At 71.7% G+C, this 26602-nt stretch carries 25 protein-coding genes; 15 read left to right on the plus strand and 10 right to left on the minus strand.

What is annotated here, in order from left to right; translation table 11 throughout:
• Positions 1 to 69: 69 nt before the first annotated feature.
• The 4 genes from QSK30_RS19055 to QSK30_RS19070 all read left to right on the plus strand — a co-directional run bounded on the left by QSK30_RS19055 (position 70) and on the right by QSK30_RS19070 (position 3341).
• Positions 70 to 1392, plus strand: a complete 1323-nt coding sequence (locus tag QSK30_RS19055) for a class I SAM-dependent methyltransferase (RefSeq protein WP_285504524.1) — start codon at positions 70 to 72, stop codon at positions 1390 to 1392.
• Positions 1389 to 2174, plus strand: coding sequence for a DUF1295 domain-containing protein (locus tag QSK30_RS19060; protein ID WP_285504525.1), 786 nt, complete (start codon positions 1389 to 1391; stop codon positions 2172 to 2174). The genes QSK30_RS19055 and QSK30_RS19060 overlap by 4 nt, the downstream gene beginning before the upstream one ends.
• Positions 2171 to 2635 carry a peroxiredoxin gene (locus QSK30_RS19065; protein WP_285504526.1) on the plus strand — a complete coding sequence of 155 codons (465 nt, stop codon included), beginning with the start codon at positions 2171 to 2173 and terminating at the stop codon, positions 2633 to 2635. The genes QSK30_RS19060 and QSK30_RS19065 overlap by 4 nt, the downstream gene beginning before the upstream one ends.
• Positions 2636 to 2711: 76 nt before the next feature.
• On the plus strand, positions 2712 to 3341 hold the full coding sequence (locus tag QSK30_RS19070) for a hypothetical protein (protein ID WP_285504528.1): 630 nt from the start codon (positions 2712 to 2714) through the stop codon (positions 3339 to 3341).
• Positions 3342 to 3567: 226 nt separating this feature from the next.
• Here QSK30_RS19070 and QSK30_RS19075 read toward each other — a convergent pair whose 3' ends face one another.
• The 7 genes from QSK30_RS19075 to QSK30_RS19105 form a co-directional block, all read right to left on the minus strand.
• Positions 3568 to 4293 (minus strand): peptidylprolyl isomerase, encoded by a 726-nt coding sequence (locus QSK30_RS19075; protein ID WP_502871852.1) that lies wholly within the window; start codon positions 4291 to 4293, stop codon positions 3568 to 3570.
• Positions 4294 to 4400: 107 nt separating this feature from the next.
• On the minus strand, positions 4401 to 5705 hold the full coding sequence (locus QSK30_RS19080) for an LCP family protein (protein ID WP_285504529.1): 1305 nt from the start codon (positions 5703 to 5705) through the stop codon (positions 4401 to 4403).
• A 164-nt stretch (positions 5706 to 5869) separates the two neighbouring features.
• Complete coding sequence (locus QSK30_RS19085) at positions 5870 to 6937, minus strand: hypothetical protein (RefSeq protein WP_285504530.1); 1068 nt, start codon at positions 6935 to 6937, stop codon at positions 5870 to 5872.
• Positions 6938 to 7271: 334 nt separating this feature from the next.
• Positions 7272 to 8528, minus strand: a complete 1257-nt coding sequence (locus QSK30_RS19090) for a class I SAM-dependent methyltransferase (RefSeq protein WP_502871853.1) — start codon at positions 8526 to 8528, stop codon at positions 7272 to 7274.
• Positions 8525 to 9247 carry a DUF1365 domain-containing protein gene (locus QSK30_RS19095; protein WP_285504531.1) on the minus strand — a complete coding sequence of 241 codons (723 nt, stop codon included), beginning with the start codon at positions 9245 to 9247 and terminating at the stop codon, positions 8525 to 8527. The genes QSK30_RS19090 and QSK30_RS19095 overlap by 4 nt, the downstream gene beginning before the upstream one ends.
• On the minus strand, positions 9244 to 10518 hold the full coding sequence (locus QSK30_RS19100) for an NAD(P)/FAD-dependent oxidoreductase (protein WP_285504533.1): 1275 nt from the start codon (positions 10516 to 10518) through the stop codon (positions 9244 to 9246). The genes QSK30_RS19095 and QSK30_RS19100 overlap by 4 nt, the downstream gene beginning before the upstream one ends.
• Positions 10519 to 10528: 10 nt before the next feature.
• On the minus strand, positions 10529 to 11239 hold the full coding sequence (locus QSK30_RS19105) for an alpha/beta hydrolase (protein WP_285504534.1): 711 nt from the start codon (positions 11237 to 11239) through the stop codon (positions 10529 to 10531).
• A 78-nt stretch (positions 11240 to 11317) separates the two neighbouring features.
• Between QSK30_RS19105 and QSK30_RS19110 the strand changes: the two genes are divergently transcribed.
• Genes QSK30_RS19110 through QSK30_RS19120 form a run of 3 tightly spaced genes read left to right on the plus strand, consistent with a single transcriptional unit; the run spans position 11318 to position 13458 of the window.
• A complete protein-coding gene (locus QSK30_RS19110) occupies positions 11318 to 12142 on the plus strand; it encodes an alpha/beta fold hydrolase (RefSeq protein ID WP_285504536.1) in 825 nt (274 codons plus the stop codon).
• Positions 12143 to 12161: 19 nt separating this feature from the next.
• Positions 12162 to 12710, plus strand: a complete 549-nt coding sequence (locus QSK30_RS19115; protein ID WP_285504537.1) for a nucleotidyltransferase family protein — start codon at positions 12162 to 12164, stop codon at positions 12708 to 12710.
• Between the two features lie 22 nt (positions 12711 to 12732).
• Positions 12733 to 13458: a sugar isomerase domain-containing protein gene (locus QSK30_RS19120; RefSeq protein ID WP_285504539.1), complete on the plus strand. Its 726-nt coding sequence runs from the start codon at positions 12733 to 12735 to the stop codon at positions 13456 to 13458.
• Positions 13459 to 13550: 92 nt separating this feature from the next.
• On the opposite strand, the gene QSK30_RS19125 is transcribed toward QSK30_RS19120, so the two are convergent.
• Together QSK30_RS19125 and QSK30_RS19130 are read right to left on the minus strand one after the other, a co-directional pair.
• Positions 13551 to 14249 carry an ABC transporter permease gene (locus QSK30_RS19125; protein WP_285504540.1) on the minus strand — a complete coding sequence of 233 codons (699 nt, stop codon included), beginning with the start codon at positions 14247 to 14249 and terminating at the stop codon, positions 13551 to 13553.
• On the minus strand, positions 14246 to 15163 hold the full coding sequence (locus tag QSK30_RS19130) for an ABC transporter ATP-binding protein (RefSeq protein WP_285504542.1): 918 nt from the start codon (positions 15161 to 15163) through the stop codon (positions 14246 to 14248). The genes QSK30_RS19125 and QSK30_RS19130 overlap by 4 nt, the downstream gene beginning before the upstream one ends.
• A gap of 151 nt (positions 15164 to 15314) precedes the next feature.
• Here QSK30_RS19130 and QSK30_RS19135 point away from each other — a divergent pair, with 151 nt between their 5' ends.
• Together QSK30_RS19135 and QSK30_RS19140 are read left to right on the plus strand one after the other, a co-directional pair.
• Positions 15315 to 16466, plus strand: a complete 1152-nt coding sequence (locus QSK30_RS19135) for a sensor histidine kinase (protein ID WP_285504544.1) — start codon at positions 15315 to 15317, stop codon at positions 16464 to 16466.
• Complete coding sequence (locus QSK30_RS19140; RefSeq protein ID WP_285504545.1) at positions 16463 to 17059, plus strand: response regulator transcription factor; 597 nt, start codon at positions 16463 to 16465, stop codon at positions 17057 to 17059. Before QSK30_RS19135 ends, QSK30_RS19140 begins: the two co-directional genes overlap by 4 nt.
• Before the next feature lie 699 nt (positions 17060 to 17758).
• On the opposite strand, the gene QSK30_RS19145 is transcribed toward QSK30_RS19140, so the two are convergent.
• A complete protein-coding gene (locus QSK30_RS19145; RefSeq protein WP_285504547.1) occupies positions 17759 to 18952 on the minus strand; it encodes a serine hydrolase domain-containing protein in 1194 nt (397 codons plus the stop codon).
• Between the two features lie 401 nt (positions 18953 to 19353).
• Here QSK30_RS19145 and QSK30_RS19150 point away from each other — a divergent pair, with 401 nt between their 5' ends.
• Genes QSK30_RS19150 through QSK30_RS19175 form a run of 6 tightly spaced genes read left to right on the plus strand, consistent with a single transcriptional unit; the run spans position 19354 to position 26599 of the window.
• The gene (locus QSK30_RS19150) at positions 19354 to 21024 is read left to right on the plus strand and encodes an ABC transporter substrate-binding protein (protein WP_285504549.1); all 1671 of its coding nucleotides are present in this window, start codon (positions 19354 to 19356) and stop codon (positions 21022 to 21024) included.
• Positions 21025 to 21029: 5 nt separating this feature from the next.
• Positions 21030 to 21986: an ABC transporter permease gene (locus QSK30_RS19155; RefSeq protein ID WP_285504550.1), complete on the plus strand. Its 957-nt coding sequence runs from the start codon at positions 21030 to 21032 to the stop codon at positions 21984 to 21986.
• A complete protein-coding gene (locus QSK30_RS19160) occupies positions 21983 to 22843 on the plus strand; it encodes an ABC transporter permease (protein ID WP_285504552.1) in 861 nt (286 codons plus the stop codon). Before QSK30_RS19155 ends, QSK30_RS19160 begins: the two co-directional genes overlap by 4 nt.
• A complete protein-coding gene (locus tag QSK30_RS19165) occupies positions 22840 to 23829 on the plus strand; it encodes an ABC transporter ATP-binding protein (RefSeq protein ID WP_285504553.1) in 990 nt (329 codons plus the stop codon). The genes QSK30_RS19160 and QSK30_RS19165 overlap by 4 nt, the downstream gene beginning before the upstream one ends.
• Complete coding sequence (locus QSK30_RS19170) at positions 23826 to 24824, plus strand: ABC transporter ATP-binding protein (protein WP_285504555.1); 999 nt, start codon at positions 23826 to 23828, stop codon at positions 24822 to 24824. The genes QSK30_RS19165 and QSK30_RS19170 overlap by 4 nt, the downstream gene beginning before the upstream one ends.
• A complete protein-coding gene (locus QSK30_RS19175; RefSeq protein ID WP_285504557.1) occupies positions 24821 to 26599 on the plus strand; it encodes a gamma-glutamyltransferase family protein in 1779 nt (592 codons plus the stop codon). Before QSK30_RS19170 ends, QSK30_RS19175 begins: the two co-directional genes overlap by 4 nt.
• Positions 26600 to 26602: the final 3 nt, after the last annotated feature.

Consider the following 26602-nt stretch of genomic DNA (forward strand, 5'->3'; position numbering starts at 1 on the left):
GGAGGCAGCCGACGGCCGACAATCTGATCGGGCCCGCCCATCCCCACCCGCGGTGGCGGCGAATGACCCATGACCTTGTCCCCCGACGATCGGAGCCGCGCGGTGGCCGGATCCACCCCAATCGCGAACACCCTGGCCGAGGTCGTCGAGCGCGTCCTCGGCGCGCCCCTGCCGATCCGCCTGCGCGCCTGGGACGGCAGCGAGGCGGGCCCGCACGGCGGGCCGGTGGGCGTGATCAGGTCCCGTCGAGCGCTCCGCCGCCTGCTGTGGGACCCGAACGAGCTGGGCCTGGCGCGCGCGTACGTCAGCGGCGACCTCGACGTCGAGGGCGACCTGGGCGAGGCGTTGGCCCTGTTCTGGGAGCTGACCAGGGAGAACAAGATCAGCCGCCCGAAGCTGGCCCTGCGGGACAAGGCGGGGCTCTTCGCCAAGGCCGTCCGGCTCGGCGTGGTCGGCCCACGACCGCGGCCACCCGCCGAGGAGGCGCGGCTGTCCGGCCAGGAGCACACCAAGGCCCGCGACCGCGCCGCCATCGCGCACCACTACGACCTGTCCAACGCCTTCTACGAGCGCGTGCTCGACCCGCAGATGGCTTACTCGTGCGGCTACTGGACCTCCGCGGATCCCGAGTACACCGTCGAGGACGCCCAGCGCGACAAGCTCGACCTGGTGTGCGCCAAGCTCGGCCTGCGGCCCGGGATGCGGATGCTCGACGCGGGCTGCGGGTGGGGCTCGCTCTCGGTGCACGCGGCGAAGTACTACGGCGTGCACGTCACCGGCATCACCCTGTCCAAGGAGCAGCGCAAGTTCATCCTCGACCGGGTGAAGGCCGAGGGCCTCACCGACCAGGTCGAGGTGCGGCTGCAGGACTACCGCGAGCTCGACGACCCGCCGTTCGACGCCATCGGCACCCTGGAGATGGGCGAGCACGTGGGCGCGGGCAACTACCCGGTGTACGCGGCGACGCTGTACCGGATGCTCAAGCCCGAGGGCCGCCTGCTGCTGCAGCAGATGTCACGCGGCGCGGTCGCCCAGGGCGGCGGGGCGTTCATCGAGACCTACATCGCCCCGGACATGAACATGCGCCCGGTCGGCCAGACCATCGACCTGCTGACCGACGCCGGGCTCGAGGTCCGCGACGTCGAGGCGCTGCGCGAGCACTACGTGTGGACCATCGAGGCCTGGGCGCGCACGCTCGAGCGCAACCGCGACGAGCTGGTCGCGCTGGCGGGCGAGCAGCAGTTCCGGGTGTGGCGGCTCTACATGGTGGGCAGCGCGGGCGCGTTCCGGGAGAACCGGATGGGCGTCGACCAGATCCTCGCGGTCCGACCGACCGCGACCGGTTCGTCCGGCCTGCCGCGCACCCGCGCCGAACTGCTGGAGAAGGCGTGAGCCTGCTGCTCAACCTGGCGGCCACCCTGGTGGCGGTCGTGGTGGTGCTCGCCATCACCTTCGCGATCAGCGTGCGGCGCGGCAAGTTCGACACCATCGACACGGTGTGGGGCCTGGGCTTCGCGGTCATCGCGATCGTCACCTTTGCACTGTCCACAGGAGACTTGGCGGTCCGCCTGGTCGCGACGGTGCTGCCGGTCGTGTGGGGCGTCCGGTTGGCCGTGCACCTGCACCGGCGCAACCGGGGCAAGCCGGAGGACCGGCGCTACGTCAAGATCCTCGCCGACGCCAAGGGCAGCCCGCTGGCGCACATGGCCCGGGTCGTGTTCCTCCCCCAGGGCGCGATCATGTGGTTCGTGTCGCTGCCGGTGCAGGTGGCGCAGTACTCGACGTTCGGACCGATCGCCTACGCGGGTATCGCGGTGTGGCTGACCGGCTTCGTCTTCGAGTCGGTGGGTGACTGGCAGCTCAGCCGGTTCAGCGCCGACCCGGCGAACAAGGGCACGGTCCTCGACACTGGCCTGTGGCGCTACACCCGCCACCCCAACTACTTCGGCGACGCCTGTGTGTGGTGGGGGCTCTACCTGGTCGCTTGCTCGTCGTGGCTGGGCGCGGCCACCGTCCTGTCGCCGGTGCTGATGACCTTCATGCTGGCCAAGGGCACCGGCAAACCCCTGACCGAGAAGCACCTGTCGTCGAGCCGTCCCGGCTACGCCGACTACGTGGCGCGGACCAGCGGGTTCTTCCCGCTGCCGCCGAGGAAACGAGGAGCACCCGCATGAAGCCAGGAGACCACGTCGAGGACTTCACCCTCAAGGACGAGACGGGCGCCGACCGCAGCCTGTCCGAGTTCTTGGCGACCGGCCCGGTCGTGCTGTTCTTCTACCCGGCCGCGATGACCGGCGGCTGCACTGCGGAGAGCTGCCACTTCCGCGACCTGGCGGCGGAGTTCGCCGCGGTCGGCGCCCACCGGATCGGCATCAGCCCGGACGCGGTGGACAAGCAGGCGCAGTTCTCCACGATGCACTCGTTCGACTACCCGCTCCTGTCGGACCCCGACGGCGCGGTGGCCAAGAAGTTCGAGGTGCGGCGCAAGTTCGGCCCGCTGCTGACCAAGCGCAAGACCTTCGTCATCGACACCGACGGCACCGTGCTCGAGGCGGTCAAGAGCGAGCTGCGCTTCAACGTGCACGCCGACCGCGCGCTGGAAGTGTTGCGGGAGAAGCAGTCCAAGACGGCTTAGGCCCACGGCCTGCCGGGTGCCCAGGCGCCCCGGCAGGCCGCTAGTCTGCGCGCGTTCCCCGAGTCTGGAGGATGTCGTGTCGGACAGCTTCATGGTCGCCGCCCGGATCGAGCTGAGCCGGGCGGCCTTCGACGTCTGGCTCAGCTCGGTGCCCGGCCCCGAGGTGATCACCAACCCCGACCGGATGTTCGACGGCTGGTACTGGGACGGCGACCAGCCCGCGGCCTGGTCGGACCTGCCCACCGGCCGGACACCACGCGAGTTCTTCGCCGACCAGGTCGACGCCGCCGACTCCGGCACGGCCACCCTGCTCCGCTATCGCGACGGCGCCCTGGAGGCGTACCTGTTCTTCCTCGGCTACGACAAGGAAAGCGTGCACACGGCCCTGCTGATGCTCGCGGGCGCGGGCGTGCACGCCGCCGCGGAGCAGACCGTCCTGTTCTGGGCGGAGACCAGCGGCAGCCTGCTCACGCCGGACGGGGCGTGGCTGTCGGTGCTGTCGGCCGGCCGGGACGGGGCGCGCTTCGTGCGCGAGCGGGATCTGACGGGAGTGGTCGCGAGCCTGCGTCCCGTCGAGCAGGGCTTCTTCGACCTCGTGGACCGGCTCGCGGAGGAAGAGGAAGAGCACGACCCGGACGAGCCGTTCCCCGCCCGCGCCGCCCACGACCCCGGCTACCTCGACCCGGCGGTCCTGGCAACATCCTGAGCCCCGCCGCATCGGCCGCCCGCTCCAGGGAACGAACCACCCCGCCGGCGACGGGGAGTAACGCCACCAGCACCGCTTCGCCTGTGACCGGTATCGGCCGGTCTGGCCGCTTGTCGCCACTCATCCGGTCAAGTCCTGACAACGCGGAAGTGCCAGGGGTGTGGGTTCCCGGGACAGACAAGGGGCCGCGTCCCGGTGCGGAACGCGGCCCCCTTGGCGGTGTGGGTCAGCAGGCCACGCGGACCCGGAGGATCTTGGTAGTCTTCACCGGGGTGCCGTCGACCGGTGCCGGGTCCTCGGCCGTGGGCACGATGCCCGCCGCGGCGACCTTGTCCAGGGTCGCCAGGCCCGCGGTGTCCACGCTGCCGAACACCGTGTAGTTGGCCAGCAGCCGGGAATCGCCGTATACCAGGAAGAACTGGCTCCCGTTGGTGGCCGGGCCCGCGTTCGCCATGGCCAGCAGGCCGCGGGCGTAGAGCTTGCGGGTGCCGGTGGTGTCGCCCGGCCACGGCGGCAGGTCGGTCGGCAGCTCGTCCTTGTACTTGTAGCCGGGGCCGCCCTCGCCGTTGCCCTTGGGGTCGCCGCACTGCAGGACCTTGAGGGTCGGGTAGGCGGTCAGCCGGTGGCAGGTGGTCAGGTCGTAGAACCGGTGCTCGGCCAGGTGCAGGAAGCTCTGCACCGTGCACGGCGCCTTCGCGCGGTCGAGGGTGAGCCCGATGCGGCCCTGGGACGTGGGCAGCTCCACCTTCACCGTGCCGCGGTTCGGGGTGTGCCGGGGATCGCGGGGCAGGCCGACCGGCCGGGCCGCCGGGTCCTCGGGGGTCTCCGTGTACTGGCACGGGCCCTTCGTCACCTTCGGCGGGTTGTCGGCGGACGCGACGCCCGGGACGGCGACCGCGGCACCGGCGACCAGCGCGGCGGTGACCAAACCCCGGATGAGCAGGGACTTCACTGTTCCTCCTTGCCGGCGACCGGGTCTCGGTCGCCGACGGCGAGACTAGGGCAACAGCGCGTCACCACACCAGGTCCGGGCAGGCCACCGCCGTGCCGCCGAACGGTCTACTTGGGCGCCGCGACGATCACGTCCGCGGGCACCGCGACGTCGGTACGCAGGGCGTCGAAGAGCCGCTTGGCCTTCGCGTCGTCCCACACGATCACCGAGCCGATGTTTTTCACAGACTTGGCGCCACCGAACGGGACCGTGGTGGTGGTCAGCCCGTCGCCCGCGCCCATGGCCAGCGCGAGGCTGGGCAGGTTGTGCAGGTGGTCGCCCTCGTCGACGGTGACCGCGGCGGGCGCGGCACCCAGCAGCGGGAACAGCCGGAACGGGTTGACCAGGGTGCCGAAGCTGGTGGCCTTGTCGGTGAGCGCGCCGATGAACTCGCGCTGGCGGATCACCCGGTCGAGATCGGCCCGCGGCCCCTTGCGGGTGCGGACGTAACCGAGCGCGTTGGCGCCGTCGAGCTCCTGGCAACCGGCCTGGAGGTTGATGCCCGCGAGCGGATCGTCGATCGGGTTGGGCAGGCACATCTCGACCCCGCCGACGGCGTCGACCACGTCGGCGAAGCCGCCGAAGCCGATCTCCACGTAGTGGTCCAGGCGCAGCCCGGTGTTGAGCTCCACGGTCTTGGCCAGCAGCGGCGCGCCACCGAAGGCGAAGGAGGCGTTGAGCTTGTTCTTGCCCTTGCCCGGGATGTCCACGTAGGAGTCGCGCAGCAGCGAGACCAGGGTGGGCTTGGTGCTGTTGTCCGGCAGGTGCATCAGCATGATCGTGTCGGTGCGCTTGCCCTTGGCGTCACCGGTGGCCAGCCGCGCCTCGTCCTCGGCGGAGAGGTCCTCGCGGCTGTCGGAGCCGACGATCAGCCAGTTGGTGCCCGAGCCCGCGGCGGGCCTGCCCTCGTAGTCGGTGAGGGCGGCGACCCGGTTCAGCGAGGTCTCCAGGTAGATCCACAGACCGGCCACCAGACCCACGATGACGATGAGGACGGTCAGCGCGATCCGCTTGCCCCGGCGCTTGCGGCGCGGCGGCGGCGGACCGCCGAAACCGCGCGGGTCCCGCGGATCGCCCTGGCGCGGGTCGCGCTGCCGGGGGTCGTTGGCCCGGGGGTCGTTGGCCCGGGGGTCGCCGTGCCGGAACTCGCCTTGCCGCGGGTCACCTTGCCGAGGGTCACCTTGCCGAGGATCACCGCGACGCGGATCGCCCTGCCGGGGGTCGCCGCGACGGGGATCGCCCTGCCGGGGACCGCCCTGCCGGGGGTCGTTGGGCCGCTGGTCCCGCGACCGGCCGAACTGCTCCTGGTGCGGCTGCGCCATCTTCCGCGTCGGGTTGTACCCGGGCCGCTCGGGACCCTGTCCGTAGCTCATCCGAGTCCCCCAGCCTGACGCCTCACGAACACCGTGTCCCTCCACCGGGCCTGCTCCCGGATTGTCCCACTCCACCGGAAAGGACGCGGCACCACGGATCAGGTTGCCACGCCACCACCGCCCGCGGTCACAAGTTGATCAAGCGAGACCCCGGGCACATCCCGTCACGTGCCGGACTCGCCCACTCGCGCGCCAGACAGTACACGCGCCACCCTGGCTGTCGGAGCACTCACGAATGACGCTTCCCACGAGAACCCCGGGTGGCGCCCCAGCCGGGCCGGGACGAAAACTCTCGGACGCATCTCGGAATCATTTCTGACAGCACTGAAACACAGTCGAAGCGTGCAATCGCCAGCACCCATCACCATGCCCTTGAGATTCAGGAGAACTCGACCCACGAGTTCGACCGCGTTGAACACGATCGCAGCTTCCCGCACCACAGCCCGATCGAAGTTCACATTACCCAGACTGCGCCCGTCGGACGTCTGACAGAAAATGCTGCCACCGAAGTAGACTCGGCCGCCCTCGAACACACTGCCCCTGAAGAACAGGTTGAAATTGTTGAAGACACTGCCTCCCCAGTGGACCACAGCAGCGAACCTGGCCTGGTCGAAACACATGATGCCACCGTCACATCGCGCCTGGAAGAATGAAACGTCCCCCTCGAACGTGCAGTTTTCGAAACCGAACCACCCGTAGTTCCTACCCTCCGGCCTGCGATGCATCCCCGTGAAGACCGCATCGGAAAAGTTCACCTCGCCCCTGAAGTTCCCCCCGGCGAGACTGAACTGGTCGAAGGTGCCACCCCTGAAGTCGAAATCCATACCGGACCAACTCGCCGGATCGTCCGGATCGACCGTGTGCGCGCGGATCAGGTCGAAGATGGTCGCGCGGACGAGCGATTCGTCGTCGTGCCCGGCCGACGACCTGTACGGGGTCCGCAGGTAAGCGCAGAGCAGATCGACGCACATCTCCCTCGCCTCGCCCCAGTCATCGGCGAGACGACCCATCGCGTACACACCCGCCAAGCGCACCGCGCCCCGCTCGTGGCCCAGTTGAACCGCGGCATCCTGATAGCGCTTGTTGAACTGCTCGGCATCCGCGCGGAAGCTCGACGCCTCGTCGATCCGCTGCTTGCGATACGCATACACCACGGCGAACACGCCTGCCGCCAAGGTTCCCACCGTGACGGTAGTCCTGGCGAGGTCGTAGAGCCGCTCCGGCGTGACCACACCAGCGCGCAATGGGAGTAGCCGAACCCCGGAAAGCCATCCCAACAAGATACCGATAGCGACAACACACACTACGAAAAGCGCAAGTGCGAGCAGCGCGGTTAACAACAGACCTGGCAACCTCGGCGTGTAGTGTCCGCCACGACCGGATCGATTTCGTTTTGCCGTCGCGGTTCCGGCTCCGCGCCCTCCGTACCCCATGGCGCGAGACTATCGAGCCATTCGCCGCCCTTGGCGCGGACTCGACTGCCGATACCCGTTCGCACCAATGCCGGTATGGGGTTCGCGCGCTTGGTCGCCGAGCTGTGGCGACCAAGCGCGCTCTATGACGTGGTCAGCGGCCGATGGACAGCTGGCGCACGCCCAGGTAGCCGGAGCGGAAGCCGGCCTCGCAGTAGCCGAGGTAGAACTCCCACATGCGGCGGAACGTCTCGTCGAAGCCGAGCGCCGACACCGCGGGCCACTGGGCCAGGAAGCGCAGGCGCCACTGGCGCAGCGTCTCGGCGTAGTCGTGGCCGAAGTCCTGGAAGGCGTGCACCCGCATGCCGGTGTGCGTGGCCAGGCTCTGCTCGATCGCCTCCGGTGACGGGATGATCCCGCCCGGGAAGACGTACTTGTGGATCCAGGTGTACCCGCCGCGGGTGGCCAGCAGCCGGTCGTGCGCGATGGTGATCGACTGGAGGCCGAACCGGCCGCCCGGCTTGAGCAGGCGGTCCACCGCGCTGAAGTAGGTCGGCCAGTACTCCTCGCCCACCGCCTCGATCATCTCGACGCTGACCACCGCGTCGTAGCTGCCCTGGGCCTCGCGGTAGTCGCGCAGCAGCACCTGGACCCGGTCGGCCAGGCCCTCGGCGGCGATCCGCTGCTCCGCCAACGCCTTCTGCTCGGCGGAGATGGTCAGCGAGGTCACCCGCGCGCCGCGCTTGGCGGCCTGGATGGCGAGCGCGCCCCAGCCGGTGCCGATCTCCAGGACGTGGCTCTCCGGGCCCACCCTGGCGTGGTCCAGGACGCTGTCGATCTTGTGCAGCTGGGCGGTCCGCAGGTCGGTCACGCCGGGCTCGAAGATCGCCGAGGAGTAGGTCATCGTCTCGTCCAGGAACAGCGCGAACAGCTCGTTGGACAGGTCGTAGTGCCGCTGGATGTTCTGCCGCGACCCGCTGAGGGTGTTCTCCTCGGTCGAGGGCTGGCGCCGGTCGACCCAGCGGCGGAACGCCTGCAGGCGCGGCGGGATCAGCGTGCTCATCCGGGCGGAGAACTCGGTGAGCAGCTCGGCCAGGGAGTTCGTCGACCAGTCGCCGACCATGTACGCCTCGCCGAAGCCGATCTTGGCGTCGACGCCGAGGCGGTGGAAGAACGCCTCCGGGCGGTGGATCCGCATGACCGGCGAGGTCGGGCCGCCCACGCCGAGGCGGCGGCCGCCGGGGAGCACCACGCGGACCGGCAGGGTGCGCACGGCGTTGGCGAACAGCGCCCGCGCGATGCGGGCCCGGGCCGCGTTGCGCGGCGGGGTGGACAGGTCACCCCAGTCCGCGGCGGACTGGACGGGGCGGTCGGCGCCGACACCGTCGGGCCGCAGGGATGTCTCGGTCACTGGACTCCTTCTTGCCGAACGTGTCGGGGGCGGCGGACCACCGGGATCCGGCGCAGCCACAGGGCGATCCCGTGGACGCGGATCAGCGCGGTGACCCGCTGGGTCATCAGGGGGCGACGCAGCACCATCCGGGCCACCGCCGCCGGGGTGGCGGGCGCGCGGGTGCCGGTCAGCGTCGCGGTGAACGGGGTCTTGCCGTCCTGCCGCAGGGTGACCGTGAGCGAGAGCCGGTCGCCGGGGCGCGGCATCCGCATCAGGTAGTGCCCGCCCATCTCGAGGAACGGCGAGACGTAGAACTCCTTGTCCGTGCTCGCCCGCCCCTCGGAATCTGTTCGGAGCAGGTAGCAGTGGCGCTCGCCGTAGGTGTTGTGGACCTCGGCGACGACGCACCGCACCGCACCGTCCGCGTCGTGCACCCAGTAGACGGTGATCGGGTTGAAAACGTGGCCCAGCACGCGCGCGTTGGCCAGCATCAGCACCTGGCCGGTCACCTCGATCCCCTGACCGGCCAGCCAGCGGGCCAGGTTGTCCTTGATGGACAGTGCGGGGTCGCCGAGGTGGTCGCGGGACTCGAACCGGGCGAACGGGCGCAGGTACCACGGCAGCCGCGGCGGCTCGTCGAGGTCGACCAGCCACATGTAGACCGGGTGCGAGAACGAATGGTCGATCCGCTCCATCCGCGCGTGCCGGACGGTGGCGTCGTAGAGGGCGGCTGTCATGTGGACCAGCCAGACCCGAGCGCCGCGGCCGCGCGGACCCCGGAAGCGCAACCGTCCTCGTGGAACCCCCAGCCGTGGTAGGCGCCCGCGTAGGCGACCCGGCCGTCGTTCAGCTCGGGCAGCCGCCGCTGCGCGGCGAGCGACTCGGGGGTGTAGATCGGGTGCTCGTAGACCATCCGGCGCAGGACGCGGCCGCGGGCGACGAGCTCCTCGGCGTTGAGCGTCACCACGTAGTCCTCCGGCTCGGCCAGGCCCATCAGCCGGTTCATGTGGTAGCTGACCTTGACCGGGCCGTCGGCGGAGTCGCAGGCGGGCTTGAGGTAGTTCCACGACGCCCGGGCCCGCGGCGAGCGCGGCAGGATCGAGGCGTCGGTGTGCAACAGCGTCTCGTTGGTCGAGTAGTCGAACGCGCCGAGCACGTCGCGCTCGGCCGCGGTGGGCTCGACGAGCAGCCGCAACGCCTGGTCGGGGTGGGTGGCCACGACCGCGTGGTCGACCCGGTGCGCCTGGTCGGCGTCGTCGCGGACCTCGAGGTGGTCCGGGTGGCGGACCAGCGCGCGGACCGGAGTGGACACCGCGACCGCGCTCAGGCCCTTGGCCGCGCGCTCCACATAGGTCCGTGAGCCGCCCACGACGGTGCGCCACTGCGGCGACCCGCTGATCGAGAGCAGCCCGTGGTGGTCGAGGAACTCGAACAGGTACCGCGCCGGGTACCGCATGCTCAGCTCCGCGCCCGAGGACCACACCGCGGACACCACCGGGATGAGGAAGTGGTCCACGAAGTACTTCGAGTACCCGCCCACCACGACGAACGCCCGCAGCGTGATCTCGCCCGGGTCCTCGCGCAGCACCCGCTTGGCGTGCAGGTGGAACCGCTTCACCTCGGCCAGCATCCGCAGGAAGCCCGGCCGCCGCAGACTGCGCGCCTGCGCGAACACCCCGAGGGCGCCGCGCGCCCCGGCGTACTCCAGGCCGCAGCCCTCGCAGCGCACGCTCATCGACATCTCCGACTCGCGGGTCTCGACCCCGAGCTCGCCGAAGAGCCGCAGCAGGTTCGGGTAGGTCCGCTCGTTGTGCACGATGAACCCGCTGTCCACCTGGGCCGTGCCCCCGTCGGGGGTGGGCAGGTCGTGGGTGTGGGCGTGGCCGCCGAGCCGGTCGTCGGCCTCGAACAGCGTCACGTCGTAGCGGCGTTGCAGCAGGTAGGCGGCGGTGAGCCCGGAGACCCCGCTGCCGATGACAGCCACCCGCCGTCTGTCGCCACCCGTCACTGGTCCTCCTCTAGAGCGGAACCCGCAGCCCTTCCGGTGCGGGCTGTCCCATGGCGTTCGTAATGACGGGGTCGATCGGTTGGGTGTCGAGCACGCCCAGGACGAACCCGGTGACCAGCCTGGTCCACTTGTCCGCTTTGCGCAGCATGGCGTGCCGCTCGCCCGCCACGTCGAAGCGGACGACCCGGTCGGTGACCGCTTTCGCGCGCTCGGCGAAGCTGTAGGACAGCCGCGGATCGGTCGTCCGGTCGAGCAAACCGTGCGCTATCAGCAAGGTCCGGCCGGCCAGCTGCCGCACCGGCTCGCCCGCGGCCGTCCACGGCGCGAGCGCGCAAACCGCGATCACCGAGGGGTCACCGGCGACCCGCAGCGCCACCCGGCCGCCCATGGAGTGCCCGACCAGGACCACCGGGACGTCGCCGTGCGTGGCGCGGATCTCCCCGAGCGCCCACTCCGCGTCGCGCACCGGGTCGAGGTCCGGGGCGTTCCAGCCGCGGTAGCGGTCCTTGAGGACCCACACCGAGACGCCCTGCCCCTTGCTCTTGCGCGCGATGTCCTTGGCGAAGGGCAGCATCCGCAGGTAGGCGAGCTGGAACCGGGTAGCGGGTGCGCGGCTGTGCTCCCGCCCGCCGTGCAGCACCAGTACCACCGCGCGCACCTCGTCCGGGCGCTTGGTGCCGTACACCGTGATCTTCGGCGCGGGGCCGGTCGAGTCGTCCACAGTTCAATCTTCGCTCACCAGCGCCCTCCGGCCTGGTCGAGCCGGGCGGTGTCGGTGCGGCTGGGTAGCCTGCGGGCCGTGACCGAGCACCTCCAGATCGCCACCGCGGCGGGCACCTTCGACGCGCTGGCCGCGGGCTCGCCGGGCGACCAGCCGGTCCTGCTGCTGCACGGCTTCCCGCAGGCGGCCACGGCGTGGGAGCACCAGGTCGCCGTGCTCGGCCACGCGGGTCTGCGCGCGGTGGCCTTCGACCAGCGCGGCTACTCCCCCGGCGTGCGCCCGCCCGACCCGGTCGACTACCAGGTCGACGCGCTGGTCGGCGACGTGCTGGCGGTGGCCGACGCGCTCGGCTGGGCGGAGTTCGACCTGGTCGGCCACGACTGGGGCGCGGTCGTCGGCTGGCACCTCGCCGCCGAGCACCCCGACCGGGTGCGCGGGCTCACCGCCGTGTCCGCGCCGCACCCGGCCGCGCTGGCCGCCGCGCGGCGCACCGACGAGGAGCAGGCCCAGCGCTCGCAGCACATCCCGGTGCTCAAGGAGCGCTCGGCGGAGCGGCGGCTGCTGGCCGACAACGCCGCCGCCCTGCGCCAGTTGTTCGAGTGGCGGATCCCACCCTCTTCGGTGGAGGAGTACGTCACCCGGCTGCGGGAGCCGGGGGCGCTGACCGCGGCGCTCAACTGGTTCCGCGCGGAGCGGTGGAACGTCGTCCCGGACGCGGTCGCGGTGCCCACGATGTACGTGTGGGGCACCGAGGACGTCGCGATCGGCTCCACCGCCGCCTTCGGCTGCGCCGAATGGGTGAATGGTCCATACCGGTTCGAGCTGGTCGAGGACGCTTCGCACTGGCTCCCAGAGGAGGCTCCCGACCTGCTCACGGGCCTCTTGCTCGATCAACTGCGGTAGTCCCCTCTAGGCTCTCGCCATGGCGGTTCCCGACGTGGCGGGCCTGCTGCTCGCCGCGGGCGGTGGCAGCCGGTTCGGCCTGCCCAAGGCACTGGCGCCCTACCGGGGCGCGCTGCTGGTCGAGCACGCCCTGGGCGCGCTGGCCGACCTCGCGCACACCGTGGTCGTGCTGGGCGCGGGCGCCGAGCGGGTGCCGCCGCTGCGCGCCACGGTGGTGATCAACCCGGACTGGGCCACCGGCATGGGTTCGTCGCTGCGCGTCGGCCTCGCCGCGCTCGGCGACCAGACCGCCGTGGTGGTCCTCCCGGTCGACACCCCCGGCATCACCGCCGCCGCGGTGAACCGGCTCGCCGCGCTGGCCACCCCGGACGCGCTCGTCCGGGCCACCTACGCCGGGGTCCCCGGCCACCCCGTCCTGCTCGGTCGCGCGCACTGGGCGGGGGTCGCCGCGCTGGCCGAGGGCGACACCGGCGCGCGGCCCTACCTGGCCCGGCACCCGGTCACCGGCGTCGCGTGCGACGACGTGGCCGACGGCGCCGACGCGGACCGTCCCGAAGAGCTCCACTAACGACGCACAACCTGGAGGCACCATGGCAGAAGACGTCTACGGCGGGCAGGTCCTGGCCCACTTGGCGAAGGTGGGCGAGCACAACGCGGACGCGCTGGACGACGTGTCCGACCTCGTGCTGGCGTGCGTGCGCGCCGACGGCCTGGTCCTCACCGCGGGCGCGGGCCACTCGCTCGCCGCGGTGGCCGAGACGTTTTTCCGCGCGGGCGGCCTGGCCTGCGTGCGACCGCTGTTCACCGAGGAGCTGCAGGTGTTCGGCGGGGCCCGGCGGGCCACCGCGGCCGAGCGGCGACCGGGCCTGGCCCGGTCGGTGTTCGGCCTGGTGCCGCTGTCCGGGCACGAGGTGCTCTTCGTCTTCTCCAACTCGGGCATCAACCACTACCCGGTGGAGCTGGCGGTGACCGCGCTGGCGGCGGGCTGCCCGGTCGTGGCGGTCACCTCGCCCGCGGCCTCGGCGGAGACCCCGGCGCGGGCCGGGACGAAGCTGTCGGTCAACGCCACGATCATCCTCGACACGCTGACCGGCCCGGGTGACGTGAGCTACCCGGCCGAGCACCCGGTCACCGCCTCGCTGTCCACGTTGAGCAACGCCTACCTGTGGAACCAGGTGCTGGCGCGGGTCTTCGACAAGGCGGCGGCCGCGGGCGTCGAGGTCCCGCTGTGGCAGAGCTCCAACAGCGAGGGCGGCGACGCGGCCAACGCCTCGCTGCTCGACCGCTACGGCGACCGGGTCCCGCAGCTCGGCTAGTCCGCCCCGGTGGCGGCCTCCAGACCCCCGGTCCTGGAGGCCGCCACCCGGCTCCCCCGGTGCTCGACCACGAGCACCGCGCCCAACACCCGCTAGCCGCGCGGGTCCCAGCGCAGGTTCCGGATCCCCAGTACCCACCCGGCCACCGCCCAGGCGAGCAGGGCCAGCACCGGCCACCACAGCGGTTGCGTGGACCCGCGCACCAGGTCGGCCACCGCCGCGCCCGGGGCGAACAGCTGCCAGCGCTCGACCGCGGCGGGATCGGTGGTGAACACCCAGATCCCGCCCGCGAGCGTGGCGAAGAAGAACGGCGCCGTGGTGATCTGGGCCGCCTCGGCGCTGCCGGTGAACGCCGTCGTCAGCAGTCCGGCGGCCGCGCTCACCGCGACACCGCCGACGATCGCCAGCAGCAGCGCGAACGGCCGGTCCGGCAACGGCGCGCCCGCCACCTGTGCCAGCACGACCATCAGCCCGGACTGGACCAGCCCCAGCGCCACGAAGGGCGCCAGCACGCCGACGATGATCGCGGCGTCGGGCAGCTCCCCGGAGCGCAGCCGCTTGAGCGTGAGGTCCTGGCGGCGGGCGGCGAACGCGCTCGTCACCCCGACGTAGACGGTCACCCCCTGCGCGGCGAGCAGTTGCAGGGTGAGCGCGAGGTTCCACTCCGGGGCGGTGCCGAAGGCCATGAAACCGCCCAGCAGCAACGGGAACAGCAGGGCCATCGCCGCGGCGGTCCGCGACCGGACGAGCAGCAGCCACTGGGCCCTGGACAAGGCGAGCACGCCGTTCACGCCGCCACCACCGAGTCGCGCACGCCGTGGAACACCTCGGCCAGTGACGCGTGGTGCGCGCGCAGCTGGGCCAGTTGCAGGTCCCGGGCGGCGGCCCACCCGAGCAGCACGTGCAGGTCGTCCTGCAGTGCCCGGGTGCGCAGCTCCACCCGACCGGCCGCGAACGCCTCCGGTTCGAGGGCTCCCGAGAGCGGCGGCAGGTCCGCGGCCTCGAGCCCGAGCGGGCGCACGAACGAGATCCGGGACGACTCGCGCTCGAGCACGTCCACCAGCGTCCCGGACACCGCGAACCGGCCCTCGTGCATGATCGCCAGCCGGTGCGCCAGGTACTCGGCCTCCTCCAGGTAGTGCGTGGTCAGCAGGACGGTCGTGCCGCGGGCGACCAGGCCGCGCACCAGCTCCCAGGTCTGCCGCCGCGACTCCGGGTCCAGCCCGGTGGTCGGCTCGTCGAGGAAGAGCAGTTCCGGGTCGCCCAGCGTCGCCACGGCCAGGTCGAGCCGCCTGCGCTCGCCGCCGGAGAGCCGGGCGGTGCGCACGTCCGCCCGGTGGGCGAGCCCGACCCGGTCCAGCGCGCCGTCCACATCGGACGGACGGGAGGTCAGCGCCGCCCACAGCCGCAGCGTCTCCAGCACGGTCAGCTCGCCCCCGGTGCCGCTGTCCTGCAGCAGGACCCCCATGCGCGGGCGGATTCGCGACCGGTCGGCGTCCGGCCGCAGCCCGAACACCCGGACGTGGCCGTCGGACGGCGCGCGGTGACCCGCCAGCACCTCCAGGGTGGTGGTCTTGCCCGCGCCGTTGGTGCCGAGCAGGGCGAACAGCTCGCCCGCCCCGACCTCGACGTCGATCCCGCGCACCGCCTCGAACTCCCCGTGGCGGCAGCGCAGCCCCCGCACCGCGATCACTGGTTGTGTCATGGCACCCAGCCTGGTGCCGGGCCGGGCCTGCCGGTAGGCACACGGATCAGCACCACCCGGGTGATCGACACCGGTCCAGGTGACAAATGTCAGGCCGACGGGTGTGGACCCGCACCTGCGCGCACGGTGACCACCCTCGTACATTCACACCGTGACCCGATCCTCGCGCGCGCCGCTCGACCGGGTGCGCTACTACACGTGGGGAACGCTGGGCACGACCGCCGGGGTCCTGGTCCTCGTCCTGTCCCTGGAGCTGCTGAGCAGCCCGGTCGCCCCACTGCCGACGGCGCTGCTGGGTCTGAGCGCGGCCGTCGTGGTCACCCAGTACGTGCGGATCAGCGCGCACAGCATGCCCGGGCTCGGCGTCGACCGGCTGCGGCGCTGGGAGGTCGAGGCCACGGTCGCGGTCGCGCTGGGCGCGTGGGCGCTGTCGGTGGCGGTCATCCCCAGGACGGTGTCCTGGGCGATGCTGCCCAGCAGCGTCCTGGGCGCGCTGGCCGCGCACCGGACCGGGTGGCGCCGCTGGGGCCTGGTCCTGGGCGGCGGGCTGGTGGTCGCGCTCGTCGGCGCCGCGGTCCTGCCGCACGACGGCGACCTGGCCGGGTTGACCACGCGCCTGGTCATCTGCGCGCTGATGCCGTTGTTCTTCGGCGTGAGCAACTTCCTGCAGGTCTGGCTGTGGTCGGTGGTGCGCCAGCTCGACGACGCCCGGCAGGTTGCCGCCGAGCTGGCCGTCGCCGAGGAGCGGCTGCGCTTCGCCGCCGACCTGCACGACATCCAGGGCCACCACCTGCAGGCCATCGCGCTCAAGGGCGAGCTGGCCGAGCGGCTGATCGGGCACGACGACGACGCGGCCCGCGCCCAGGCCGCGGAGGTGAGCGAGCTGGCCAGGACGGCGCTGCGCGAGACCCGCGCGGTGGTCTACGGCTACCGGCGCACCAGCCTGTCCACCGAGATCGGCAACGCCGTGGACATCCTGCGCGCGGCGGGGATCAGCACCACTGTCGACGGCAGCGCGGCCGACGTGCCGCCGCCGCTGCAACCGCTCTTCGGCGCGCTGGTGCGCGAGGGGACGACCAACATCCTGCGGCACAGCTCGGCAGGCGAGTGCGCGCTCGTGGTGCGCGTGGCGAAGGGCCGGGTCCTGGTGGAACTGCGCAACGACGGCGTGGCCGGCGTCGCGGGCGAGCGCGGCAGCGGGTTGGCGGGCCTGCGCGAGCGGTTCGCCACCGTCGGCGGCCTGGTGCGCGCCGACGGCGGCGACGGCGTGTTCCGCCTCGTCGGCGAGGCGGCGGCCCGGTGATCCGGGTGGTGCTGGCCGACGACGAGGACCTGATCCGCGGCGCGCTGGCGGCCCTGCTCGAGCTGGAGGCCGACATCACGGTCGTCGCCCAGGTCAGCGACGGGGACGCGGCGGTGGCCGCGGTCGCCGAGCACGCGCCGGACATCGCGGTGCTGGACCTGGAGATGCCCCGGCGGGACGGCGTCGCGGCCGCCGCGGCCATCGGCCCGGGAACCCCCGTGGTACTAGTGACCCGACACGCCCGCCCCGGCGTCCTCAAACGCGCCCTGGCCGCGGGGGTACGCGGCTTCGTGCCCAAGACGACACCCGCCTCCCGACTCGCCTCAATCCTACGCGACGTGCACGCAGGCGGCCGCTACGTCGACTCGGAGATCGCCGCCAGCGCGCTGACCGAGGACAACTGCCCGCTCACCACCCGCGAACTCGAAGTCCTGCGCCTGACCAGGGCAGGCGGCTCGGTGCTCGACATCGCGAGCAACATCCACCTGGCCCACGGGACGGTACGCAACTACCTGTCCTCGGCCATGGCCAAGCTGCACGTCACCTCCCGCCACGACGCCGCCCGCATCGCCTGGGAAGAAGGCTGGATCTGAGCTCACGGACGGCTCAAGTGGACGGCGGTTCGAGTGGACTACCAGGCTGCTGTAGTCGGCCATGGCGATCACGAGCACCTGATCGCCGGCAGCCACCCTGCACTGGCGTAGGACCGCGGCGGGAAGGGCCAGGCGCGTCCTCGGGTCCAACGCCAAGGGCACCGTATGATCGCGGACGAGCTGGACGCACGATCGACCGAGAACGGCCGCGATCCTGTCCCCTGGTTCCCACCCGAGGTGGTGGACCAGCGAGCGTTGCGCGAGACGTTCCCCCGCGACCTTGACCCCCGTTCGGGGGTCTTGTCTCCGGTCCGGGATATGTGACGAAGACACAAAACCGGGAATAGACGACTCTCTTTGCCCTGGCACAAATGATCGGCTGATCAGCCGACGACCACGCGGCAACCGCCGTGGCGCGTCCCCAGCACCCACAACGCCCGCAGACACCTACCGGCAGGCGCTGGGTGATCCACCTGCCCGAGCCGCCCGAGCAGGGGCGCGCCGGTGACCGGGGCCCGCCCGAAACCGCCCAGGACGGCGGCCAGGTCGGGCTGGAGCGACGATCATGACCAGGCCGAGGCCGGCGCGGTTGAGGCGTGACGGTGACTGACCGTAATCGCCATACAGAGCCACTGACGTTACACCGCGGCGAACGGAGCCGTCTGCTGCCGTCAAGCTCGTCGACTTGCGGGACGCTGTCTAGCCGCAGAGCGCCTTCGCCGCGAGCGCTGTGGTCGCCGCGGCGATGCGCTGGATGGCGTCCCCGTCGGCGCGGTCCAGTACACCGTGGTTCACCGAGAACTCGACTCGTCGGGTGCCGTCCGCCGTGCTGTACATGTACGACGTCTGGCTCTGCGTGCCGCCGGTGTGACCGTAAGCCGTGCAACCGGGGGCGAACTCGTTCGCGAACAGCCCGAGCCCGATGGAGGCCCCCGGCGCGCCTGTCGGCATCCACGTGCGCATCTCGTCGAGCAGACGGGGTTTGAGCAGCTTGCCGCCGAGCAGTGCCGAGACGAACCTGTCGAGGTCCGCGGTGGTGGAGATGATCTCCCCTGCCGCACCCGCCCAGGACGGGTTGATCCTGGTGATGTCGACGACCTTCCGCTTGCCGTTCTGCTGGAACGTCAGGTAGCCGTGCGCGTGCGGGCCGGGGATGCCGGTCCTCGTGCCGGGCAGGATCGTGTCGTTCATCCTGAGCGGCTTGAGGATCCGGCTCTCGACCTGGGTCGCGTAGTCGGTACCGGTCCGGTTCTCGATCAGCAGCCCGAGCAGCGTGTAGTTCGTGTTGGAGTAGGCGTGCTTCGCGCCCGGCTCGAAGCGGGCGGGCTTGGCCAGCGCGAACGTCACCAGTTCCTCGGCGCGGTAGGTGCGGAACAGATTGTCCAGGTACGCCTGATCCCACATGGGGATCCCGGGATCCGGGGTGCCGTCGGCCCGCACGTCGCCGGTGTAGTTGAACAGACCGCTGGTGTGCTGCAACAACATGCGGACTGTGATGCGGCGGTCGAGGCCGTACCGGGGCAGGTACGAGGAGATCGGCGCGTCCAGCGAGATCCTCCCCTCGCCGACCAACTGCAACACCGTGGTGGCCACGAAGGTCTTGGTGATGCTGCCCGCGCGGAAACGCCCGGTGGGTACGGGTCTGGCTGACCTGCCGAGTTCCGCGGCTCCCGCACTGGTGACCCACTCCCCTCGCCGGTCGTTCACCCGGAGCACCACGCCGCCGCCACCGCTGGCTCCCGCCAGCTCATCCAAGGCCGCACCCACGCCTGCCCGACCCTGCCGCTCCTGGACCGAGGCCCCGGCGTCCGCGACCGCCGTCGGCGACACCACGCCGATCAACCCCGCTGCCACGAGCACCGCCCCACACGCACGTCGCGTTCTCTTGTTCATCAATGTCTTCCTCTGGATCTCGACTACCCGGTGACGGAAACGTTAGGAAGTCCGCGGTCCGGTGTGAATCCAGCAGGGGCCCGTGCCGGGGGTAGCGCGCGCCCTACCCCCGAGGTAGGGCCGGCCATCGGGATGCTTGGCTCGACGCCGTGCCAGACGTGGCGGTCCAGCGCGGATCCCAGGTGGCGTTCGTTGACGATCAGCAGCCGGTCGCCGGGTTCCCGCCGGAGGGTTCCGACTAACCGCTCAGCGTGACGTGCGCCCGCAGGCGACGTGGCCGAGTCTCCACGACCTCGTTACCGGAACCGGCTCTGGGTTGCCACTCTTCGAAACTGGAACCCTTGCGAGAATCTCGTATACAACATACGCTCCGCCGCACTCGACTCCCGACAGGAGACACCATGCGCACACGGGCCCTCCTACCTGGTCTTTCAGCTCGCCCGCTGGGCAAACACCTGCTCGCCACCGCGCTGGTCGCCGCGGCTCTGACGGCAGGGTGCTCGGCCGTCGACCCTGCCGGAGGTGGTCAGCCGGGGGCTGCCGCGACGGATAGTGACACCTTCGGCGAGCCCGCGGCTCCCGACGAGGTGAAGTCGGGCGGCACGCTGGTCATGGCGTTGTCCGCGGAGCCGGATCAGCTCGACCCGACGCTCTCGCGCAGCCTGTACTCGCGCTATGTCTTCAACGCCATGTGCGAGAAGCTCTACGACGTCGACGCCCAGGCCAAGATCGTGCCCCAGCTGGCGACCGCGCTGCCCACCGCGTCCGACGGCGGCAAGACCGTGACCATCCCGGTCCGCACCGGCGTGAAGTTCGCGGACGGCACCGCTTTCGACGCGGCCGCGGTGAAGGCCGCGATCGAGCGCCACCTCACGCTGGCCGGGTCCGGGCGCAAGAGCGAACTCGGTCCGATCACCTCGGTCGAGGCCCCCGACGCCACCACCGTGGTCATCCGGTTGGCCAAACCGTTCGCACCGCTGACCGCCGCGCTCGCCGACCGCGCGGGCATGGTGCCCAGCCCGACGGCGACGGCCAAGCTGGGCAAGGACTTCGCCACGGCCCCGGTGTGCGTCGGGGCGTTCAAGTTCGGCAAGCGGGTGCCGCAGAACTCCATCGACCTGGTGCGCGACCCGAACTACTACGACGCCGCCAAGATCCGGTTGGACGGCCTGTCCTACCGGATCATCACCGACGCCAACATCCGCTCGGCGAACCTGCGCTCGGGTGACGTGCAGGTGGCCGACACGCTCTCGGCGAGCGACGTGCCCACCCTGCGCGGGGAGAAGGACCTGACGGTCCTGCAGTCGCAGTCGCTGGGCTACCAGGCCGTGAGCTTCAACGTGGGCAACGTCGACGGCGTCGGCAAGCCCGCCAAGCCGGTTGACGGTCCACTCGGGACGAAACCCCAGGTGCGCAAGGCCTTCGAGTACGCGATCGACCGCGCGGGGCTGGTCAAGGTGATCTTCAACGACCTCAACACCGTCGCCTGCTCGCCGATCTCGCCCAAGAGCGAGTTCTCCTCCCCCGCCGCGCAGGCGTGCAGCCCGCACGACCCGGCCAAGGCCAAGCAGCTGCTGTCCGAGGCGGGGGTGCCGACGCCGTTCCCGGTGGAGATGATCACCGCGAACAACCCGGACAGCCTGCGGCTCGCCCAGGCCCTGCAGTCGATGGTCAAGGACGGCGGGTTCGACCTCAAGATCAAGCCGGTGGAGTACGCCTCGCTGCTCGACCAGCAGGACCGCGGCGACTTCCAGCTGCTGCAGCTGGGCTGGTCCGGCCGGGTGGACCCGGACGCGAACATCACCAACTTCGTCGGCACGGGCGGCAGCCAGAACGTCGCGGGCTACAACGACAAGGACCTAGACGCGCTGCTCGAGCGCGCCCGGCAGTCGCAGGACCTCGCCGAGCGCCGCGACCTCTACGGCCAGGCGGTGACGAAGGTCCAGGCCGACTCCCCGCTGGTCTACCTCTACCGCCAGCGCAACCTCACCGGCGTGGCCAACTCGGTCAAGGGTGTCCGGGTCTTCCCCGACGGTGTGATCCGGGTGGCCGCGGCCGGGTTCGCGAAGTAGCCGACATGCGTGGCTACCTGTTCACCCGCGCCTGGCAGTCGCTGCTCACGCTGTTCCTGGCGACTGCAGTGGTGTTCCTCGGGATCCGGGCACTGCCCGGTGACCCCGCGCTCGCACTGGCCGGGGAGGACCGCTCCCCCGAGGCGCTGGCCGCGATCCGCGCCGAGTACGGCCTCGACCAGTCGGTGTTCGTCCAATTCGGACGGTTCGCCTGGAACGCGGTGCGCGGCGACCTCGGGACCTCGACCCGGACCGGCGTCGAGGTGACCGCGATGCTCGGCACGGCGCTGCCGGTCACGATCGAACTGGCCCTGCTGGCCATCCTCCTGGCCACCGTGCTCGGCGTGGGCGCGGGCACGGTGGCCGCCGTGCGGCGCGGGCGGCCCGCGGAGTGGCTGGCCAACGGGCTGGCACTCATCGGGCTGTCCGTGCCGCACTTCTGGCTGGGACTGGTCGCGATCCTGTACCTGTCGGTCTCGACCGGGCTGTTCCCGGCCTCCGGTTTCGTGCCGTTCCTCGACGACCCGGTCGCGAACCTGCACCACATCGTGCTGCCCGTGGTCATCCTGGGCACCGGGCTCTCGGCGGTGATCATGCGCCAGACCCGGTCGTCGATGCTCGACGCGCTCGGCACCGACTACGTGCGCACCGCCAAGGCGAAAGGTCTGCGGCCGCGCGCGGTCATCGGGAGGCACGCGCTGCGCAACAGCCTGATCGTGGTGGTCACGATCGTCGGGCTGCAGTTGGGCGCGCTCATCTCCGGCGCGGTGGTGACCGAGCAGATCTTCGGCCTGCCCGGGTTCGGGAAGATGACGATCGACGCGGTGTTCCAGCGCGACTACCCGGTGATCCAGGCCGTCGTGCTGGTCACCGCGACCGCCTACATCGGGATCAACTTCCTGGTCGACCTGCTGTACTCGCTGATCGACCCGCGGATCAGGGTCGGCGGTGCGGCGGCATGACCACGACGACCACCGTCCCCGATCGTGGACGGCTCCTGCGCAGGCTGCGCCGCAACCCGCTCGCCGTGGTCAGCTTCGTCGTCCTCACCCTGGCGGTCCTGGTGGCGGTCCTGTCGCCGTGGCTCGCCCCCTACGCGCCGGAAGCCACCGACTTCGGCCGCACCTTCACACCACCCGGCACCCCCGGCCACCCGCTGGGCACCGACGACCTGGGCCGCGACGTGCTGTCGCGCATCATGCTGGGGATGCGCGCGTCGCTGACCGTCGGTGTGCTGGCGGTCGCCACGGCCCTGGTGATCGGTGTGCCGCTGGGGCTCGCCGCCGGGTACTTCCGGGCCTGCGACGCGGTCATCTCCCGGCTGGCCGACCTCATGCTGGCCTTCCCGTTCCTCATCCTGGCCGTGGGCCTGGCCGCGATCCGCGGCGCGAGCCTGGCCAACGCCGCGGTGGCCATCGGGATCGCACAGATCCCCGGGATCATCCGGGTGGTCCGCTCGGACACGCTGCGGCTCAAGTCCCTGGACTTCGTCGCCGCCTCGGTGGTCGACGGCGCGGGCGACCTGTGGATCCTGCGCAGGCACGTGCTGCCCAACGCCACCTCGGTCGTGCTGGTGCAGGCGACCGTGGCGATCCCGGCGGCCATCCTGGGTGAGGCCGTGCTCTCGTTCCTCGGCCTGGGCATCCAGCCGCCGGACCCGAGCCTGGGCACGATGCTGGCCACCGCGCAGCAGTTCGCCGCGCGGGCGCCGTGGTCGGCGATCCTGCCCGGCCTGGCGATCATGCTGCTGGCACTGGCGTTCAACGTCTTCGGCGACAGCCTGCGCGACGCACTCGATCCCAAGGGGAGCACCAGATGAGCGTGTTGACGGTACGCGACCTGTCCGTGGTGTTCCGCACCGAAACCGGCCCGCTGTCCGTTGTGGACAAAGTCGACCTGTCGCTGGACGCGGGCGAGATCGTGGGTGTGGTCGGCGAATCCGGGTGCGGCAAGAGCGTGACCGCGATGAGCCTGACGGGTCTGCTCCCGTCGAGCGCGAACGTCACCGGTTCGGCGGTCCTCGACGGCACCGAGTTGATCGGCGCCCCGGAATCGGTGCTGCGGCGGGTGCGGGGCCGCGAGGTCGCCTACATCTTCCAGGAGCCGATGAGCTCGCTGAACCCGGTGCTGACCGTGGGACGGCAGATCGGCGAGGTGCTGCGGGTCCACGAGGGCCTCAAGCGCCGGGACGCGCGGGCGCGCGCGGTGGAACTCCTCGCGCTGGTCGGGATCCCCTCGCCTGCGCACCGCGTCGACAACTACCCGCACCAGCTCTCCGGCGGCATGCGGCAACGCGTGATGATCGCCATGGCAGTCGCTTGTGGACCGAAGGTGCTCGTGGCCGACGAACCGACCACCGCGCTCGACGTGACCGTGCAGGCGGGGATCCTGGACGTGCTGCGGGACCTGCGCGAACGGCTGGGCACCAGCGTGCTGGTGATCACCCACGACCTGGGCGTGATCGCCGACATCGCCGACCGGGTGCTGGTCATGTACGCGGGCCGGATCGTCGAGCGCGCGGGCGTGCACGACCTGTTCGCCGCGCCCCGCCACCACTACACCGCGGGCCTCCTCGCGGCCTCGCCCGTGCCCGGTGAACACGCGGGAACGCACCGGCTGCGGGAGATCCCGGGACTGGTGCCGGTGCTGGTGACCCAGCCGGACGCGTGCACCTTCGCCGAGCGGTGCGCCGCGGCCGAGGACGACTGCCGGGTCCAGGAACCCCGGCTCGACCCGCCCGGCGGGTCGGGCCACGGCGCGGCCTGCTGGCACCCGGTCCGGCAGCGGCGGGGGGCGGCATCGTGACGGCACCGGCTTTGGAGCTGGTCGACCTGGTCATGCACTTCGGCGCGGTGCGGGCGGTCGACGGGGTCTCGCTGACAATCCAGCCCGGCCAGGTGATGGCGCTGGTGGGCGAGAGCGGCTCGGGCAAGTCGACCGTCGGCCGCTGCGTCGTGCGCCTGCTGGAGCCCACCGCGGGCACGGTCCGCGTCGCAGGGCCCGACATCACCCACCTGTCCCGACGGCGACTGCGCGCGCACCGCGAGGACGTCTCCATCGTCTTCCAGGACCCGGCGGGCTCGCTGGACCCGCGGATGGTCGTCGGCGACATCGTCGGCGAGCCGCTGCGTCTGGGCGGGGTCTCCCGCCGGGACCGCGACGAGCGGGTGCGAGCCGAGCTGGGACGGGTCGGGCTGCGGGCGGAGGTCGCGCGGCGGTTCCCGCACGAACTGTCCGGCGGGCAGCGGCAGCGGGTCAGCATCGCCCGCGCGCTGATCTCCTCCCCCACCCTGCTCGTCGCCGACGAACCGACCAGCGCGCTGGACGTCTCGGTGCAGGCCGCCGTGCTCAACCTGTTGGCCGACCTGCAACGCGACCTGGGGTTCGCCTGCCTGTTCATCACCCACGACCTGTCCGCCGTGGAATACCTCGCCGACGAGATCGCCGTGATGTACCTCGGGCAACTGGTCGAGCAGGGGTCGCGCGAGCGGGTCTTCGCCCAGCCGGCGCACCCGTACACCCAGGCCCTACTGGCCGCCGCCCCGGTGGCCGACCCGTCGCGCCAGCGCGCCCGCACCCGGGTGCTGCTCGGCGACGACCTGCCCTCCGCGCTGGACCCGCCGTCGGGCTGCCGGTTCCACACCCGGTGCCCGCTGGCCTTCGACCGGTGCCTTGCCGAGGTGCCGGAACCGGTGGACCTCGGGGACGGCACCGCGGCCTGCCACCTCGTCCAGCCCGACGGGACCGGTCCCGACCTCCGCACGACGCCGACCACCGCACGGACCGAGAGGCACGCATGACCTTCACGACCCGCCCCACCCTGCGCGGCACCTTCGGCATGGTCTCCTCCACGCACTGGCTGGCCTCCCAGTCGGCCATGCGGATGCTCGAGCGCGGCGGCAACGCCTTCGACGCCGCGGTCGCCGCCGGATTCGTGCTCCACGTCGTCGAACCGCACCTCAACGGCCCCGGCGGCGAGGTACCCGCGATCGTGGCCACCGCGGCCGACCCGCGGCCGGTGGTGCTCGCGGGCCAGGGCCCGGCGCCCGCGGCGGCCACGATCGAGCACTTCACCGACCTGGGCATGGCGCTGATCCCCGGCAGCGGCCCGCTCGCCGCCGCCGTACCGGGCGCGGTCGACGCGTGGCTGCTGCTCCTGCGCGATCACGGGACGATGTCACTGGAGCAGGTCCTCGAACCCGCGATCGGCTACGCGGGCGCCGGACACCCGCTCACCGCGGCGGTCAGCGCGACGGTGGCGACCGTGCGCGAACTGTTCACCGAGGACTGGCACACGTCCGCGGAGCTGTGGCTGCCGGGCGGGCAGCCGCCCGAGCCCGGCGCGCTGTTCGCCAACCCCGACTACGGCCGGACGTTGCGCAGGCTAGTGGACGAGAGCCGCGGTCCCGACCGCGAAGCCGGGATCGACGCGGCACGCGAGGCGTGGCGGGCGGGGTTCGTCGCGGAGGCCGTGGACAGGTTCGCGCGACAGCCGTTCCGCGACTCCAGCGGCGCCCGCAACGCCGGGGTGATCACCGGCGCGGACCTGGCCGGGTTCTCGGCCACCTGGGAGGACCCGGTCACGCTGGACTGGCACGGCCACACCGTCGCCAAGGTGTCGGCGTGGAGCCAAGGACCCACGATGCTCCAGACCCTCGCGACACTCGACGCGGTGGGCGACCCGGCGGCGCTCGACCCGTCGACCACGCGCGGCGTGCACGTGATCGCCGAGGCGATGAAACTGGCGTTCGCCGATCGGGACGCCTGGTACGCCGACAGCCCGGACGTTCCCTTGGCGGCTCTGCTGTCGGCCGGGTACGCCGCCGAACGCGCCGCGCTGATCACCGACCGCGCCAGCCACGAGGTGCGGCCCGGCAGCCCGGACGGCCGGGAACCGCGACTGGCCCGGCACTTGCGCACCCGGCCCGCCGACCTGCCGACCGACCCGACGACCGGTGAGCCGACGGTGCGGGCGAACGGGGTGACGCGCGGCGACACCTGCCACGTGGACGTGGTCGACCGGTGGGGCAACATGATCTCCGCGACGCCCAGCGGTGGCTGGTTGCAGAGTTCCCCGGTGATCCCCGAGCTGGGATTCCCGCTGGGCAGCAGGCTCCAGATGTTCTGGCTGGAGGACGGGTTGCCGGGCAGCCTGCGACCGGGGGCGCGACCACGCACGACGTTGACGCCGACGATGGTTCTCCGGGAGGGGTTGCCCGTCCTGGCGTGCGGCTCACCGGGGGGCGATCAGCAGGAGCAGTGGCAGTTGCTGTTCCTGCTGCGGCACCTCGCGGGCGGTCAGGACCTGCAGGAGGCGATCGACGCCCCCACCTGGCACACCACCAGTTTGCCGAACTCCTTCTACCCGCGCGACATCGAGCCCGGAGTGCTCGTGGTGGAGGACCGGCTGGACCCGGCCGTGGTGGCCGCGCTGTCCGCCCAAGGCCACCGGATCCAGCTGTCGGACCCGTGGAGCCTGGGCCGGATGTGCGCGGTCACCCGCGACCCCGGCACCGGGGTGCTGGCCGCGGGCGCGAACCCGCGCGGGATGCAGGGGTACGCGTGCGGCCGGTGAGGC

The organism is Actinokineospora sp. NBRC 105648 (assembly GCF_030269645.1).
GTDB lineage: Bacteria > Actinomycetota > Actinomycetes > Mycobacteriales > Pseudonocardiaceae > Actinokineospora.

Bases quoted from the DNA above. Each gene is read 5' to 3' on its own strand.
- QSK30_RS19055 (WP_285504524.1), top strand. From the start codon at position 70: ATGACCTTGTCCCCCGACGATCGGAGCCGCGCGGTGGCCGGATCCACC.
- QSK30_RS19065 (WP_285504526.1), top strand. From the start codon at position 2,171: ATGAAGCCAGGAGACCACGTCGAGGACTTCACCCTCAAGGACGAGACG.
- QSK30_RS19080 (WP_285504529.1), bottom strand. From the start codon at position 5,705: ATGAGCTACGGACAGGGTCCCGAGCGGCCCGGGTACAACCCGACGCGG.
- QSK30_RS19095 (WP_285504531.1), bottom strand. From the start codon at position 9,247: ATGACAGCCGCCCTCTACGACGCCACCGTCCGGCACGCGCGGATGGAG.
- QSK30_RS19115 (WP_285504537.1), top strand. From the start codon at position 12,162: ATGGCGGTTCCCGACGTGGCGGGCCTGCTGCTCGCCGCGGGCGGTGGC.
- QSK30_RS19120 (WP_285504539.1), top strand. From the start codon at position 12,733: ATGGCAGAAGACGTCTACGGCGGGCAGGTCCTGGCCCACTTGGCGAAG.
- QSK30_RS19130 (WP_285504542.1), bottom strand. From the start codon at position 15,163: ATGACACAACCAGTGATCGCGGTGCGGGGGCTGCGCTGCCGCCACGGG.
- QSK30_RS19145 (WP_285504547.1), bottom strand. From the start codon at position 18,952: ATGAACAAGAGAACGCGACGTGCGTGTGGGGCGGTGCTCGTGGCAGCG.
- QSK30_RS19150 (WP_285504549.1), top strand. From the start codon at position 19,354: ATGCGCACACGGGCCCTCCTACCTGGTCTTTCAGCTCGCCCGCTGGGC.
- QSK30_RS19155 (WP_285504550.1), top strand. From the start codon at position 21,030: ATGCGTGGCTACCTGTTCACCCGCGCCTGGCAGTCGCTGCTCACGCTG.
- QSK30_RS19160 (WP_285504552.1), top strand. From the start codon at position 21,983: ATGACCACGACGACCACCGTCCCCGATCGTGGACGGCTCCTGCGCAGG.
- QSK30_RS19165 (WP_285504553.1), top strand. From the start codon at position 22,840: ATGAGCGTGTTGACGGTACGCGACCTGTCCGTGGTGTTCCGCACCGAA.
- QSK30_RS19175 (WP_285504557.1), top strand. From the start codon at position 24,821: ATGACCTTCACGACCCGCCCCACCCTGCGCGGCACCTTCGGCATGGTC.